The sequence below is a fragment of the Bartonella sp. CL70QHWL genome (genome assembly GCF_042194855.1).
Taxonomy (GTDB): Bacteria; Pseudomonadota; Alphaproteobacteria; order Rhizobiales; family Rhizobiaceae; genus Bartonella.
Window position 1 is genome coordinate 1 of sequence record NZ_JBHINJ010000016.1, and the last position, 15487, is coordinate 15487.

13 protein-coding genes and 1 pseudogene are annotated in these 15487 nt (G+C 38.3%); 5 read left to right on the forward strand and 9 right to left on the reverse strand.

The features are described from left to right. The 4 genes and pseudogenes from ACFIJZ_RS07535 to rpsL all read right to left on the reverse strand — a co-directional run. Positions 1 to 76, reverse strand: a pseudogene (locus ACFIJZ_RS07535) (elongation factor Tu); the annotation flags it as partial. Positions 77 to 138: 62 nt separating this feature from the next. After that, positions 139 to 2223, reverse strand: coding sequence for an elongation factor G (fusA, locus tag ACFIJZ_RS07540; RefSeq protein ID WP_273791453.1), 2085 nt, complete (start codon positions 2221 to 2223; stop codon positions 139 to 141). 23 nt (positions 2224 to 2246) lie between these two features. Continuing rightward, positions 2247 to 2717 carry a 30S ribosomal protein S7 gene (gene rpsG / locus ACFIJZ_RS07545; protein ID WP_273791452.1) on the reverse strand — a complete coding sequence of 157 codons (471 nt, stop codon included), beginning with the start codon at positions 2715 to 2717 and terminating at the stop codon, positions 2247 to 2249. Positions 2718 to 2735: 18 nt separating this feature from the next. After that, on the reverse strand, positions 2736 to 3107 hold the full coding sequence (gene rpsL, locus ACFIJZ_RS07550; RefSeq protein ID WP_005773262.1) for a 30S ribosomal protein S12: 372 nt from the start codon (positions 3105 to 3107) through the stop codon (positions 2736 to 2738). Positions 3108 to 3610: 503 nt separating this feature from the next. On the opposite strand from rpsL, the gene xth reads away from it, so the two are divergent. From xth to ACFIJZ_RS07575, 5 genes are all read left to right on the forward strand, one after another. Beyond that, complete coding sequence (gene xth / locus ACFIJZ_RS07555; RefSeq protein WP_273791451.1) at positions 3611 to 4393, forward strand: exodeoxyribonuclease III; 783 nt, start codon at positions 3611 to 3613, stop codon at positions 4391 to 4393. A gap of 125 nt (positions 4394 to 4518) precedes the next feature. Next, a complete protein-coding gene (locus tag ACFIJZ_RS07560; RefSeq protein ID WP_375631472.1) occupies positions 4519 to 5424 on the forward strand; it encodes a transporter substrate-binding domain-containing protein in 906 nt (301 codons plus the stop codon). Between the two features lie 141 nt (positions 5425 to 5565). Next, positions 5566 to 6318, forward strand: coding sequence for an amino acid ABC transporter permease (locus ACFIJZ_RS07565; RefSeq protein ID WP_273791449.1), 753 nt, complete (start codon positions 5566 to 5568; stop codon positions 6316 to 6318). 2 nt (positions 6319 to 6320) lie between these two features. Beyond that, complete coding sequence (locus tag ACFIJZ_RS07570) at positions 6321 to 7037, forward strand: amino acid ABC transporter permease (protein WP_273791448.1); 717 nt, start codon at positions 6321 to 6323, stop codon at positions 7035 to 7037. Positions 7038 to 7048: 11 nt separating this feature from the next. After that, a complete protein-coding gene (locus ACFIJZ_RS07575) occupies positions 7049 to 7795 on the forward strand; it encodes an amino acid ABC transporter ATP-binding protein (RefSeq protein WP_273791447.1) in 747 nt (248 codons plus the stop codon). 102 nt (positions 7796 to 7897) lie between these two features. Here ACFIJZ_RS07575 and ACFIJZ_RS07580 read toward each other — a convergent pair whose 3' ends face one another. From ACFIJZ_RS07580 to ACFIJZ_RS07600, 5 genes are all read right to left on the reverse strand, one after another. After that, positions 7898 to 8689, reverse strand: a complete 792-nt coding sequence (locus tag ACFIJZ_RS07580; protein ID WP_375631473.1) for a tetratricopeptide repeat protein — start codon at positions 8687 to 8689, stop codon at positions 7898 to 7900. 1074 nt (positions 8690 to 9763) lie between these two features. After that, positions 9764 to 12487 (reverse strand): valine--tRNA ligase, encoded by a 2724-nt coding sequence (locus ACFIJZ_RS07585; protein ID WP_375631474.1) that lies wholly within the window; start codon positions 12485 to 12487, stop codon positions 9764 to 9766. A gap of 137 nt (positions 12488 to 12624) precedes the next feature. Next, positions 12625 to 13179: a DUF2497 domain-containing protein gene (locus ACFIJZ_RS07590; protein ID WP_273791444.1), complete on the reverse strand. Its 555-nt coding sequence runs from the start codon at positions 13177 to 13179 to the stop codon at positions 12625 to 12627. A 249-nt stretch (positions 13180 to 13428) separates the two neighbouring features. After that, positions 13429 to 14721, reverse strand: coding sequence for a TolC family outer membrane protein (locus ACFIJZ_RS07595; RefSeq protein WP_375631475.1), 1293 nt, complete (start codon positions 14719 to 14721; stop codon positions 13429 to 13431). A gap of 66 nt (positions 14722 to 14787) precedes the next feature. After that, the gene (locus tag ACFIJZ_RS07600; RefSeq protein ID WP_273791442.1) at positions 14788 to 15462 is read right to left on the reverse strand and encodes a protein-L-isoaspartate O-methyltransferase; all 675 of its coding nucleotides are present in this window, start codon (positions 15460 to 15462) and stop codon (positions 14788 to 14790) included. Positions 15463 to 15487 lie beyond the last annotated feature (25 nt).

Consider the following 15487-nt stretch of genomic DNA (forward strand, 5'->3'; position numbering starts at 1 on the left):
TCTTCCCATGATCAACGTGACCAATCGTACCAATATTAACATGCGGTTTTGTTCGTTCAAACTTGCTCTTCGCCATTTGAGCTCTCCATTTTCCGTCCAAGCCAAGGACTAAGTTAAAAATTAATTACCAACCTGAAATTACGCGTATTTCTTTTGAATCTCCAAAGCAACAGCCGAAGGTACAGGCTCGTAATGATCAAACTGCATTGTATACTGCGCACGCCCCTGACTCATAGAGCGAAGAGTATTCACATAACCAAACATATTCGCCAAAGGAACCATTGCATTCACAACCGTTGCAATGCCGCGCGCTTCAGTTCCTGAAATCTGTCCCCGACGAGAATTGAGATCACCAATAACATCACCAACATAATCATCTGGTGTAACAACTTCCACCTTCATGATCGGTTCAAGAAGCTGTGCACCAGCCTTCTTTGCCCCATCACGAAAAGCCGCACGAGCCGCAATCTCAAAAGCCAAAACCGAAGAATCAACATCGTGATAACCACCATCAATGAGAGTCGCTTTTACACCAAGCATAGGAAAGCCCGCAAGAGGACCTGACCCCATAACACTCTCAATCCCCTTTTGGACGCCGGGAATATATTCTTTAGGAACAGCACCACCAACAATCTTTGACTCAAAAATAAAGTCATCACCATCATGAGGCTCAAAAACAATTTTCACACGAGCAAATTGACCGGCACCACCCGATTGCTTCTTATGCGTATAATCAATTTCCGCCATTTTAGTAATTGACTCACGATAAGCAACTTGAGGCTGCCCAACATTTGCTTCAACCTTAAACTCACGCCGCATACGGTCAACAATAATATCAAGATGAAGCTCACCCATTCCAGCTATAATAGTCTGACCAGATTCCTCATCCGATTTAACACGAAATGAAGGATCTTCGGCCGCTAGACGGTTAAGAGCAATACCCATTTTTTCTTGATCTGCTTTTGTTTTCGGTTCAATTGCAATCTCAATAACAGGCTCTGGAAATTCCATCCTCTCCAAAATAACAGGCTTCAAAGGATCACAAAGAGTATCCCCTGTTGTCGTCTCCTTAAGTCCTGCAAGAGCAACAATATCACCAGCAAAAGCTTCTTCAATATCCTCACGAGAATTTGAATGCATTTGAAGCATACGCCCCAAACGCTCTTTCTTCTTTTTCACAGTATTCTCAAGAGAAATACCTTTCTGAACTTTACCTGAGTAAATACGACAAAACGTCAATGAACCAACAAAAGGATCATTCATAATTTTAAAAGCAAGCATAGATAGCGGAGCATCATCAGAAGATTCTCGTGTCGTCTCAGCCTCAGTCTTTACATCAATACCCTTAATCGCCGGAATATCAACTGGAGAAGGAAGATAGGAAACAACAGCATCCAAAAGTGGCTGCACCCCCTTGTTTTTAAAAGCCGTACCACAAAGAACCGGATGAAACTGAACTTCTACTGTCCCCCTACGAATGAGAGAAACAAGCTGCTCGTTGGTTGGCATAACACCCTCTAAATAAGCCTCTGTCGCTGCTTCATCAACCTCCACAGCCATCTCAATCAATTTCTCGCGATATTCTTCAGCTTTCTCCTTTAAATCAGAGGGAATTTCACTTATCACCGCCGAGGCACCAATAGAACCATCCCACTTTAAAGCCTTCATTTCTACAAGATCAACAACACCTTCAAAATCATTTTCAGCGCCAATCGGCAACTGCAAAACAAGCGCTTTAGCACCCAACCGAGAACCAACCATCTCCACACTACGATAAAAGTCAGCTCCTATTTTGTCCATTTTATTAACAAAAACCATACGAGGCACGCGATATTTCTCAGCTTGCCGCCAAACAGTTTCCGTCTGAGGCTCCACACCAGCATTTGCATCCAACAAAGCTATTGCGCCATCAAGAACACGCAAAGAGCGCTCAACTTCAATGGTAAAATCAACGTGCCCTGGCGTATCAATAATATTAAAGCGACGCTTCCGACCGTCCTGCCCTTCCCAAAACGTCGTTGTTGCAGCAGACGTAATCGTAATACCGCGCTCCTGCTCCTGCTCCATCCAATCCATCGTAGAAGCACCATCATGGGTCTCGCCAATTTTATGATTCTTACCGGTATAGAACAGAATACGTTCAGTCATCGTAGTCTTACCAGCATCAATATGCGCCATAATACCAAAATTACGATAATCTTCAATTTTATATTCGCGAGCCATTATATTTGCCTTGTTTAAAACTTCTACCAGCGATAGTGAGAAAAAGCACGATTAGCTTCAGCCATACGATGAACATCTTCACGCTTTTTCACGGCAGAACCACGATTATTAGCCGCATCCATCAATTCACCAGATAAACGCTCAACCATCGTCGTTTCATTTCGACCACGCGCCGCCGCAATCAACCAACGAATAGCAAGAGCCTGACGACGATCAGGACGAACATCAATCGGAACTTGATAAGTAGCACCACCAACACGGCGTGAACGAACCTCAATATGAGGAGCAACATTCTCTAAGGCCCGATGAAATAGAGCCACAGGATCTGTTTTTACTCTTTTTTCTACAGAATCGAGTGCACCATAAACAATACGCTCTGCAACTGATTTTTTACCATCAAACATAATGGCATTCATAAATTTCATAATAACCAAATCACCAAATTTTGGATCTGGATTAATCTCACGCTTTTCTGCTCTATGACGACGGGACATTGGCTTTGTCTCTCAATATTATTTTGGACGCTTTGCGCCATACTTTGAACGACGCTGTTTACGATTCTTGACACCCTGGGTATCAAGCAAACCACGAATAATGTGATAACGAACTCCTGGCAAATCTTTTACACGACCACCACGAATCATCACAACAGAGTGCTCTTGAAGATTATGTCCCTCTCCAGGAATATAACCAATCACCTCAAATCCATTCGTCAAGCGAATTTTAGCAACTTTACGAAGAGCAGAATTAGGTTTCTTCGGCGTTGTTGTATAAACACGCGTACAAACACCACGCTTCTGCGGATTCGACTGCAGAGCAGGAACCTTATTACGTTTAACTGGCGCCACACGCGGCTTACGAATCAACTGGTTTACGGTAGGCATGCAACCTTCCTCTTTTTGATCTATATTCTTCTCACCCAATCGGGCTTTTCTATTTTCATTTCCATCCACCCCAACAGAATCGGAACAGATATTTAAGTCTACACACAAAATCGGGCACACCTGCAAAAAACAGTTTACCCGACCATAAGCAGAGAAGGCAGTAGCCTTTTGCACTAGGATTTACTTTTAATCTTCTTAACACCTGTGAATAATCTTCCGGTTCATATCCAAAGCACCTGATTACACCCACATCGGCTATATCCATCTCTAATAGCGAGAACACGTACATTCGTCAAGAACTAAACAGCAGAAAGTTTTTAAAAATGAAAATAAATTAAATTTTAAAGCTTTAAATTTGCTTTTACCGCTACTCTTGATAAATCAATTTACCATAAGTAATATCCCTATAAATAAAAAAGTAGCGATATGACTGTAGCAAAACATAAATGCAGTAAATTGAGCAGTAAATTGAATTGCATATTTGATATCTAATGATGAGCGCCATGAAAATAGCAACGTGGAATATTGCCGGGATAAAAGCACGACATGAAACATTATGTCAATGGCTGCAGCAAAGCCAGCCGGACATAGTCTGTTTACAGGAAATTAAAAGTATTGATGAAAATTTTCCACGCGATGCAATTGAAAGTTTAGGTTACCATATAGAAACACACGGACAAAAAAGTTTTAATGGCGTTGCGATTCTCTCTAAAAAAACACCAGATGAAGTGATCCGTCGATTACCAGGCAATGATAATGATAAACAAACACGTTACATTGAAGCAGTTTATTCAACAAACAAAGGTGTTGTTCGTGTTGCATCTCTCTATTTGCCAAATGGGAATCCTATTGAGAGTGAAAAATATTCCTATAAGATAGAATGGATGGAAAGATTATATACACATGCAAAATCATTGCTTGCGTATGAAGAACCCCTTATTCTAGCGGGTGATTATAATGTCATCCCCGCTCCATTAGATGCAAAAAAACCTCAAGAATGGTATCAAGATGCCTTATTTCTTGGAGAAACAAGAAAAGCATTCCAACGTATTCTTCATTTAGGTTTTTATGATGCTATCCGGAATGTCACCGATACTCCCTCCTTCAGTTTTTGGGATTTTCAGGCAGGTGCCTGGCCTAAGAATAATGGGATTCGCATTGATCATTTATTATTATCACCAGAAGCTGTTGATCAACTAATTTGCGCTCATAGCCAAGCAGAAGTAAGGGGATATCAAAAACCATCCGACCACGTTCCTGTTTGGATTCACCTTAATATCAATTAAGAAAGTACAATCCTCATTTCATGAGACAACAAAAAAAAATCCACTCAAAAATAATAACTATGCTACAGCATATAAACAGTATATCTTAAGCAACTAAAATAAAAATAAATGAATGGAGGACATAAATGAAGAAATCATTGTTAATGCTTATTGCAGCAACGGCCATTGGATTCTCAAGTTTCGCACATGCTGAACATGATACTCTTGAAAAAATAAAACGAACAGGGGAAATTACTTTAGGTGTCCGTGAATCATCTGGTTTAGCCTACGCCCTTGGTAATAATAAATATGTAGGTTTTCATACAGAAATGGCAGAACGGATCATTGATGATATCTCAAAAAAAATTGGTAAACCAATTAAAATTCATTATCTTCCCATCACTTCTCAAAATAGAATTCCTCTCTTAAAAAATAAAACCTATGATTTTGAGTGCGGCTCAACAACACATGATCTTGCCCGCAGTAAAGAAGCAGCATTTGCTTATACGACATACATTGAGGAGGTTCGGATTGCTGTAAAGAAAAATTCTAACATTAAATCTCTTGAGGATTTAAATGGAAAAACAGTTGCAACGACCACCGGTACAACATCTGTTCAACTTATTCGTAAAAATAAACGTGCAAAAAACATTCAGTTTAAAGTTTTAAAGGGGAAAGATCACGGAGATAGTTTTTTGTTATTAGAATCTGGTAAGGCAGATGCTTTTGTCATGGACGCTTCAATTCTTGCTGGACATATTGCTAAATCAAAGAATCCATCTGATTATGTCATTCTTGATACTGTACTTTCAGTCGAACCTATTGCCTGTATGCTCAGATTAAATGACAAAAAATTTGAACAAACAATCAACGATAGTATCGTACGTCAGATTAAAGATGAATCACTGGAAAAGCTTTATAATAAGTGGTTTATGAAACCGATCCCACCTGCTAACACTGTTATGAACCTTCCCTTGTCAAAACAAACAAGATATGCTTGGGATCACCCAAATAATAAACCTCGAGAAAGCTACGCAGAAAAAGATTTATAGAATTTAATAAAAAAGAACCACACTCTTTTGAAATTGAGTGTGGTTTATATTTTAATTCACTTTTTAATAAATTTGGCCTATGTAGATGCGCTTGGTTTATTGCCCTATTTGTGAATGACTAATTTGAGGGAATATCAATTAATGGACTTTTCTTTCCTTTGTAGAGATGACCTTACTCAAACATTGGTAACAGGATGCTTGGGGACTCCCGGCGTGAGCCATACCTATTTAGATACACTTCTCGATGGCTTTAAAAATACGGTTATATTGTCTATCACTTCACTTATATTAGCTGTATTGTGTGGTGTTGTTATAGGAACAATGCGCACTTTACCTAAAACATCCATAACCAATTATATATTTCGCACTATCGGTACTATTTGGGTAGAGATTATGCGTAATATTCCCCTCCTTGTACAAGTGTTTTTGTGGTATTTTGTTGTTCCGAAGATTTATCCACCAGCGATGAAATTTTCCCCCATTCTCTTAATAACATGCGCATTGGGATTCTTTACATCTGCACGCATTGCAGAACAGGTTCGTTCAGGCATTGAAGCGATTCCTTCTGGACAACGCTATGCTGCTATGGCAATGGGGTTTACAACTTATCAAAGTTATCGCTATATTATACTACCACGTGCTATACGTGCAATTATGCCACCTCTTACTTCAGAAGCAATGGGCATTGTGAAAAATTCGTCTATAGCATTCGCCGTTTCAATAAATGAGCTCATGCAATTTCAATACCAAGCAATTGAAGAGGTAAGCCATGTTTACGAAAATTATTTACTTGTTACGGCTCTTTATATTCTAATAGCCTTATTCGTATTCATTGTGATGACAGTCATTGAACAAATACTCAAAATTCCTAATTTTCAAACAAAGGGAAATTGAATATGATGAATTTCATAAGCTCTCAGTTTGGACTTTATTCTCCTTTCAATTTTTCCGACTTTGATTTTTCCTTTTTTACCTTTGATGTATTTCGTTCTTACATTTTATCAGGTTTACTCTTTAGCGTTTTTCTAACTCTTTTTGCAACGGTGTTGGGGTTTGTTTTCGGTACGCTTCTAGCAATGATGCGCCTTTCTTCCATAAAACTTCTTTCTTGGTTTGCAATAGGTTACATAACAGCTATGCGTTCAATACCACTTGTGATGGTTATCTTATGGTTTTTCGTGCTTCTACCTTTTTTAACCGGTATATCCATCGGTGCAAATAAATCAGCACTCATTACCTTTACCGCATTTGAAACGGCTTATTTTGCTGAGATTATGCGTGCTGGAATCAATTCAGTTCCGCAAGGACAAAAATATGCAGGACAAGCTCTTGGAATGACATATTGGCAAAGTATGTACATTGTCATTCTTCCTCAAGCCTTTAGAGATATGCTTCCAGTCTTTTTAACACAAGTTATTATCCTTTTTCAGGATACAACCCTTGTTTATGCCATCAGTGGTCATAGCCTTTTGAATGGTTTTGATATTGCTGCTAATAATTTTGGTGTAAAGCAAGAAGCTTATATCTTAGCAGCTATTTTCTATTTTGTTATCTGTTTTACACTGTCACAAATAGTTTTGTATTTACAAAAAAAAGTATCCATTATTCGCTAACAGGAAAAAAAATGTCTACTCATATGATCGAAATAAAAAATGTTTCTAATTGGTATGGCGAAATTAAAGTCCTTAAAAACTGTACAACCAACATTAATAAAGGAGAAGTCGTTGTCGTTTGTGGTCCATCAGGCTCCGGAAAGTCAACACTCATTAAAACTATTAACGCTCTCGTCCCTTTTCAAAAAGGTGAAATTTGGATTAATGGAATACCAGTTCATTCAAAAAAAACGAATCTGCCTAAATTGCGAAGTCAGGTAGGAATGGTGTTTCAACACTTCGAGCTTTTCCCCCATTTATCTGTCACAGAAAATTTGACAATTGCACAAATCAAAGTCCTAAAACGAAGCAAAAAAGAAGCACTTGAACGTGGATTGTTATATCTTGAACGCGTTGGACTCATTGAACACAAAGATAAATATCCTGGTCAACTTTCTGGAGGGCAACAACAACGTGTTGCTATTGCACGTGCCTTAACTATGGATCCACTTGTCATGCTTTTTGATGAACCAACATCTGCTCTCGATCCTGAAATGGTAGGTGAAGTACTCGATGTCATGATTAGCTTAGCAGAAGAAGGTATGACGATGATTTGTGTAACCCATGAAATGGGATTTGCACAAAAAGTCTCGGAGCGTGTTATTTTCATAGATCAAGGAACAATTCTTGAAGACTGTTCATCTAAAGAGTTCTTTTCTGATCCGCAAGCAAGAAAACCGAGAACGCAAGAATTTTTGTCTAAAATCCTAAGTCATTAGTCGTTATATTGTCATAAAAAGTTATCTTTACTATGAACTTGTATACAAGGAAACAGAGTTTAATATAAGATGAGAGAATGTAAAAATATTACAATCAGATGTTTAAAAACTGTTATTCTTTAAAATCTCAGCAACCAGTGAAATTGCTGTACGTCTCTCAGATTCATTACAAAGAGCAAAAGCCTCTTCTTGCAAAGGGTGAATCCAATTTTTGTCTTTTACGTTAGCTTTTTCATAGGCAGCAGTTAACATTGCTGCCCCACGGACAATTTTTCCTTCTTTAAGCAGTATATTTCCAAGCATTGCTTGGGCGGAAGGATTTCCTTTTTTTGCTGAAAGTTGAAACCATCGTGCTGCTTGTATAAGATTTTTCTCCCTTCCCTCTCCCTTTAAAAATATTTTTCCTAAATGATACTGAGCTTTAGGATTTCCATAGTTTACCGCAGCCTGCATATAAAGATGAGCAGCATAAGAAGGATCAGGTTTCACAGGTGATTGAGGAATACCTTTTTTTATATATCCCGCAAGTTTAACCAATGCGTCAGAAACATAACTTTCATCCTCTGAACCAAGATCAGCACCTTTTTCAACAATATATGCAAAAAAATTATATGCCTTATAATCATTTTTAGAGACACCATCACCGTTTGCATAGATAGAGCCAAGTTTCCAATTCGCACCAATATGGCCTCTCTTAGCTGCACAACGTAATGCTGCAATAGCCTGATTTATATGCCCATTTTTATAAGCAGACATGCCACGTTTTAAAAAATAAAACGAACCATCATTCGCTTCTTGCAAGCTATTGACATCTATTACATAAACAGTCGAAAAGAATCCCCCTAAAATCACAACAATCGTGACTTTTTTCCATATCTGAAACCTATTAACCATTTCCCCCTACCTCAATTTTAATGATTATATCTGTTACGAATTTCTTTGTAGATATTTAAACTCTTTTTCTTAGTAAGAAGCATACGCAATTTTAAAGTAAAAATTTTAAAAGAAAAAACAAATAGATAAAAACCATCCAAAATGTTCGATAAAATTAAGTATCCATTTTTATATATAACAAATTGATTTTTAAATATAAATCATCATTCTATATTTTGTAACACATCCTTTAACATTCTAAGATTTATCGATCTTAAAATTTTATACGTATGAGCAAAAATCGTTCAATAAAATAACGTGCATTAAACAGCAACTTGAGAACGAAGAGAATACATGATGAATGGTAAGCGTTTAAGTATAAAAAACAATACGAAAGATGGATAAATATAATGATGATAATTAACTTATAACTTCACGACTGCCTTACCACCTTAAGGATGAAGTTTTTTATCTCCGTCAATCTATAAACAATACAGCTTTTTATTTAACGGATTGCACCTGACATCATTTCACATGGGGTTACTTCATACTTTACACACAAGTTCTACCTTAGAATACTCACCACTCATACAAAAAAATACCACATGTGTAATTTTACATACCTTATATTGCTACTCTAAATGATGATATTTTACAGTAATAAAGCAAGAAATTGATTTATAATTATAATTTTCCTTTTTGCATGTTGAATGAGGCCCTCGAATATCGTAAGATTCTCTCATTCCAAACGTGCTCCATGTTAAATCAATCAAAATCATCCGCTTGCACATTACAAGCAGAGAAAGCTATGTGGATAAAAACTCTGTGTAAGAAAGAACTAAAAATGCCTCTTATGAACGGTCTTAAGTGCCAAGGGCTGTCCGGATTGGACAGAATGGTGCCGGGGCGCTTGTTACTTCACAAGCATAAAGAAGGGAAGCCCAATGGATTTACCGTTATACCATTCATGATCTACGTCGTGGAATAGGCTTGGACGCCTTAAAAGATGTCTCTTTAATGATAAACATAAAACAATGGATTTCAGTAGAGATTTTATGATCGTTCATGAAAAACTAACAAAAGAAAAAGTTGAAATCAATCTAACCGCTCTAAAGCAACAAATATTTTTTTCTGCGCTGCACGCAGTTCTACAACCCTGTTCCGCTCACGCTCAACAATTTCTGCTTTTGCATTTGCTATAAATTTGGGGTTGTTTAACTTAAGCGATATTTTTTCAATATCTTGTTCAATTTTACTGACATCCTTCCTCAAACGAACACGTTCAGCCTCCAAATCAATCAACTGTCCTAATGGTAAACAAAAAACAGCCTCTCCCAAAATCATTTGTGCTGATATTTCCGGAACTTTATCAGAGAAATCAATAACTTCAATACGCGCTAATTTTTTAAGAAGTGCATCATAACGCTTCACACGCTCTCGCGTTACTTCCCCTCCTTCAACAACAACAAGAGGTGCTTGTGTCGCCACTGGAATATTCATTTCAAAACGTACAGACCGAATCCCCGTGACGACATCAATAAGCCAATTAATATCATCAGCAGCTTCTTCATCTATCAATGTTTCCTCTGGCCATTTTGTCAATGCGAGCATATCCTCACGCTTGATGGCTTGCGTTTCTGTAAGAGACCACAACTCTTCCGTCATATAAGGCATAAAAGGATGAAGAAGTTTATAAACTTCATCTAAAACCCAAGCAGTACAAGCTTGAGCCTCATTTTTAGCATCTTCATTTTCCCCCTGAAAAATAGGTTTGAGAAGCTCCAAATACCAATCACATAATGTATTCCAAATGAAACGGTAAAGAGTGGCAGCTGACTCATTAAATTTATAGTGTTCAATACCAGTCGTAACTGCTGAAATTGTTTTAGATAACTCTGTTAAAATCCAACGATTAAGCGCCAGTTTTGCTTGTTCTGGTTTAAAAGCTGGATCATGCTTCACACCATTCATCTGTGCAAATCGGGTAGCATTCCACAATTTCGTAGCAAAATTACGATAACCAGCAATACGGGAAACATCAAGTTTTACATCACGACCTTGTGCTGCCATAATAGCTAAAGTAAATCGAAGTGCATCAGCACTATATTGATCAATAAGCTCTAAGGGATCAATAATATTTCCCTTTGATTTTGACATCTTTGCGCCCTTTTGATCCCGCACAAGAGCATGCACATAAACCGTTGGGAAAGGAACGTCACCCATAAAGTGAAGTCCCATCATCATCATACGAGCAACCCAGAAAAAAATAATATCAAATCCTGTCACAGATAAAGATGTTGGGTAAAAAGTAGATAATTCAGTCGTTTTATTTGGCCATCCTAATGTTGAAAAAGGCCAAAGAGCTGATGAAAACCACGTATCTAAAACATCCGGATCACGGATTAAGTCAACAACCTCACCATAATGAGCAAAAGCTGAATCTAAAGCCTCTTTTTCACTTTTTTCAACAAAAACCGTTCCATCAGGACCATACCAAGCAGGAATCTGATGTCCCCACCATAATTGGCGAGAAATGCACCAAGGTTGAATATTCTGCATCCAATTGAAGTAAGTCTTTTTCCAGTTATCGGGAACAAACTGCGTTTTTCCTTGTTGAACAGCCTCTATCGCTGGCTTTGCTAATTCAGCAGCATGAACATACCATTGATCTGTCAAAAAAGGCTCAATAGGGACACCACTGCGATCTCCATGAGGAACCATATGGGTATGATCATCAACAGAAGCTAAATATCCCTGTTCTTCCATCAAAGAAATAATCTTCTGGCGAGCAACAAAACGATCAGATTTATCGAGATTTTCTACTAACATTTTTAATTCATCTGATAAAATCAAACCATCGAAAAATGCTTCATTTTCACGAAGAAAAATTTCGGCTTTTTGGGTAAAAATATTGATCAAGCGTAAATGATTACGCTGTCCTACTTCAAAGTCATTAAAGTCATGAGCTGGTGTGATTTTTACAGCACCACTTCCAGCCTCAGGATCAGCATGGCTATCACCCACAATTAATAACCTACGACCAACAAGCGGCAAAAGAGCATTTTTACCGATAAGATTTTTATAACGCTCATCTTCAGGATTAACAGCAATTCCTGTATCACCAAGCATTGTTTCTGGTCGTGTTGTCGCCACTGTTATAAAAGTTGTAGCATCATTTGGATCAAAATTTTTACCTTCAAGTGGATATCTAAAGTGCCACAAATGTCCTTGAACTTCTTTTTGCTCAACTTCAAGATCTGAAATAGCTGTCAACAATTTAGGATCCCAATTAACGAGACGCTTATCCCTATATATCAACCCTTGCTTATAAAGCGTGACAAAGACTTCACGAACCGCCTGCGACAACCCCTCATCCATTGTAAACCGCTCACGCGACCAATCACATGAAACCCCAAGGCGACGCAACTGGTTTGCAATAACGCCTCCAGTTTCATAACGCCATTCCCAAATACGCTCAATAAACTTTTCTCTCCCCATTTCTTGACGCGTTGGCTCTTGACGTTCTGCAAGTTGACGCTCCACAACCATTTGTGTAGCAATCCCAGCATGATCCATACCAGGCTGCCACAACACATTTCTGCCACGCATCCGCTGAAATCTAACTATTATATCTTGAATTGTCGTATTGAGCGCATGCCCCATATGAAGTGAGCCTGTAACATTAGGAGGTGGAAGCATAACGCAAAAAGGCTCTGCATCGCTTTTAGAACCAGCTCCCGCTTTAAAAGCCCCACGAGTCTCCCATCTCTTTGCAACCCGTTGCTCTATAGAGGAAGCATCATAGTTTTTTTCTAACATTCTATCCATCCATAACGCCGCTGAAAAACACAATATATGATCAAAACCTGATCAGAATCTCGTGAATCTCAGCCATTCACTAGAGAGCTCGCAAAATCGCAAACAAAATCCCCATAAAATGAAAAACATAAAAATAATTAAGACGATTTTTTAATCGCCTTCACAATCTCTTCACGCAAAATATCTTCCAGCAAAATAGGCAATTTAGACTGTAACCATTCTGCTATAGCCGGACGCAACACATCCTTTGCAATCTTTTCTGCAGAAGAAATACAATATGCAGACAATTCCACATGACCATCCCTTCCTGCATCTGACTGTGATTTCCTTATCTCATCTTCATATTCTTTTGCTTTATAAACAGAATTCCGTTCTTCAGAAGAAAGCTTCATCTTTTGCATATCCATACCAACTGTATTATTTTCTGCCTCTATATCCTCTTTCTCTTGCGTTATCTTCCCCCCTTGATTTTCAGATGAAAGACCAATACGATCAGCTAAAGCTTTCATAGCATCATCAACCGATAAGGCTGTATCATAAATACTCTCTGATGCAACTTCTGAAGCATTCACTGCAACATCTTCATTTAAAAAGTGATCAGATTGAACCGCATTTTCTTCGATTATTTCACGAATAGATGTTAAAATTTCATCCATACTTGGCTCACGTAACACGCTTGAACTCTGTACCATACTTTACAACCTCTCAAAGACGCAACAACAAATAGAATCATATTTTCAGTGTATGCAAAAGAATTATAAGATCAACATGCCTCCCACGATATTTTCAAATATGCTTGTCATAAAGAGGGCGCTACACACAGTTTTCTACACTTTATAAAGATAATATCTCGCCGCAATATTTTTTAACATATTCAACTGTTGATTTACTAATCTTTTAAAAACTAAAATAATTTAAGATTAAAGAGATATTTTTATACATTATCGGATATATTTAATTGTTTTTAAACCTAAATAACTTGCAGTCAATTTACCAATAGAAGATTGAACACTATAGCTCGCCACAACAGCATTACGCTCCGCCATTGCAAGCGCAATCTGAGCATTAATCAATAGAGTACGAGAATTTAAAACATCCAGCGTCGTTGCTTGCCCTACGCGATTTTCTTGAACACGACCTTTCAGAGCAATTTCAGCAGCACGAACACTTTCACGGTAAGCAATAACAGATGAGCGTGCACCCTCCAACTGAAACCAAGCAGAAGTCAGTGCTTGCCTCGTATTACTATGCGCCAAATCGAGTTGAAGCTGCGCCTGTCCAAGCTGTTCCCTTGATTGGCGAATTTGCGCAGACGTACGCCCTCCTTCAAAGATTGGGACACTTACTGACAATCCTACAGATTTAGAAACACCATCTTCTCCAACCCCGCTGTAGATTCGATTATAAGATGCTGTTGCAGAAAAATCAACTTTAGGGAGCAATGCCCCTTCTTTCGCCTTTACATTATAAGCACTCGCATCAACTAAATATTTAGCATAAAGGATTGCTGGATGCATCACAACACTCATTTGGTAAGCCATATCAAGGTTGACGGGAAAATCTTTGGCTATGGGTGGGCGTTTTAACTTTTCAGGATCAGAACCAATAACTTGTCGATACACTGCCTCTGCTGCTTTTACATCAGCACGAGCAAGACTCAGCTCTGAAACCGCCACGGAACGTGCAGCTTGAGCTTGAGCAAGATCAACATGCCCTCCTTCACCCACATCAAATTTTGCTTTATTGGAACGAACGTGTTCCTCAAGAGCTGCCAAATTTTCTCTCCGAAGATCGGCAACACGACGTGCGTGATAGACATTAGCATAAGCGGTCACCACCTCTAGAAACGTATTTTGTTCAACATTACGAAGATATTCACGCTGAGCCTGCAACTTAACTTGAGCTGAAGAAAAGATATTTTGCGTGATAAAACCATCAAATAATCTTTGATTTAATCTCACTCCTATAGATCCAGAAGTGACATAAGGACCTGTAAAAGACTTATTCCGCCCATAGTTCCCAACCCCCTCAACTTGTGGCAATAACCCTGATCGCGCAATGACAACATCATCACTGGATATACGCACAGCTGCACGTTCACTATTCAACTTAGCATTATATTTATAAGCCTTAGAAAAGGCATCCATCAATGTTTCAGCACAAACAGTCTCTGATAGTAAAACACTCAACACCAGTAATAAACATGCCTGAAACTTCTTGTTTATTCTAAACATAATACACACAATAACAAACCCCAAATAAATTACAAAATTATCTTTTATTCACAAAACAAACAAGCACTAAAACACAAAACCAGGTGTTTTGAAAAAACAAGGAAGAGGCTTTACAGCGAGATTAAAAGCACGACGAGCCGAGATGATCCCATCTTCTTTTATATAGATTTGTGCAACAGCAGCATTTCCATACCCTTCAACCACAACAAGACGTCCACAGTCTTTCATTTGATCAAAGATACCCTGAGGAATAAAATCAACAGATCCCTCAATGAAAATCACATCATAAGGTCCCTCAACAGCATATCCTTGCTCTAATGGACCATGAACGACAACCACATTATCACATTGATTACGTTCTAAAGCTTCAAGAGCACGTTCAAAGAGAGATTTATTACTTTCCAGCGCAATCACAGACCCTGCAAGTTTTGCAAGCAACGCTGCACAATAACCACTATTTGCACCAATATCTAAAACAACATCTGATGATTTTAAAGCGGCAAGCTGTAGTAGTTTCGCTAGAGATGCAGGTTTCATCAAATAGCGTGCAGGAACCCCATCTTGCTCTGGACATAGAACAATATCGGTATCAAGATAACTTAACACTTTCATATCTTCCGATACAAAATCTTCACGAGACACCGTTAAAAAGGCTTCAAGAACTGATAAATCCGTTACATCGACTGTACGAATTTGATTGTCAACCATTTTGCGACGAAGCTCAGCAAAATCTGCAACCATAACGAATATTTTCTCCTAACCTACA

Excerpts from the sequence above, each read along its gene's own strand:
- rpsL (WP_005773262.1), bottom strand. The coding sequence starts at position 3,107 with ATGCCTACCGTAAACCAGTTGATTCGTAAGCCGCGTGTGGCGCCAGTT.
- ACFIJZ_RS07600 (WP_273791442.1), bottom strand. The coding sequence starts at position 15,462 with ATGGTTGCAGATTTTGCTGAGCTTCGTCGCAAAATGGTTGACAATCAA.
- xth (WP_273791451.1), top strand. The coding sequence starts at position 3,611 with ATGAAAATAGCAACGTGGAATATTGCCGGGATAAAAGCACGACATGAA.
- fusA (WP_273791453.1), bottom strand. The coding sequence starts at position 2,223 with ATGGCTCGCGAATATAAAATTGAAGATTATCGTAATTTTGGTATTATG.
- ACFIJZ_RS07565 (WP_273791449.1), top strand. The coding sequence starts at position 5,566 with ATGGACTTTTCTTTCCTTTGTAGAGATGACCTTACTCAAACATTGGTA.
- rpsG (WP_273791452.1), bottom strand. The coding sequence starts at position 2,717 with ATGTCCCGTCGTCATAGAGCAGAAAAGCGTGAGATTAATCCAGATCCA.
- ACFIJZ_RS07560 (WP_375631472.1), top strand. The coding sequence starts at position 4,519 with ATGAAGAAATCATTGTTAATGCTTATTGCAGCAACGGCCATTGGATTC.
- ACFIJZ_RS07590 (WP_273791444.1), bottom strand. The coding sequence starts at position 13,179 with ATGGTACAGAGTTCAAGCGTGTTACGTGAGCCAAGTATGGATGAAATT.
- ACFIJZ_RS07585 (WP_375631474.1), bottom strand. The coding sequence starts at position 12,487 with ATGTTAGAAAAAAACTATGATGCTTCCTCTATAGAGCAACGGGTTGCA.
- ACFIJZ_RS07575 (WP_273791447.1), top strand. The coding sequence starts at position 7,049 with ATGTCTACTCATATGATCGAAATAAAAAATGTTTCTAATTGGTATGGC.
- ACFIJZ_RS07595 (WP_375631475.1), bottom strand. The coding sequence starts at position 14,721 with ATGTTTAGAATAAACAAGAAGTTTCAGGCATGTTTATTACTGGTGTTG.
- ACFIJZ_RS07580 (WP_375631473.1), bottom strand. The coding sequence starts at position 8,689 with ATGGTTAATAGGTTTCAGATATGGAAAAAAGTCACGATTGTTGTGATT.
- ACFIJZ_RS07570 (WP_273791448.1), top strand. The coding sequence starts at position 6,321 with ATGATGAATTTCATAAGCTCTCAGTTTGGACTTTATTCTCCTTTCAAT.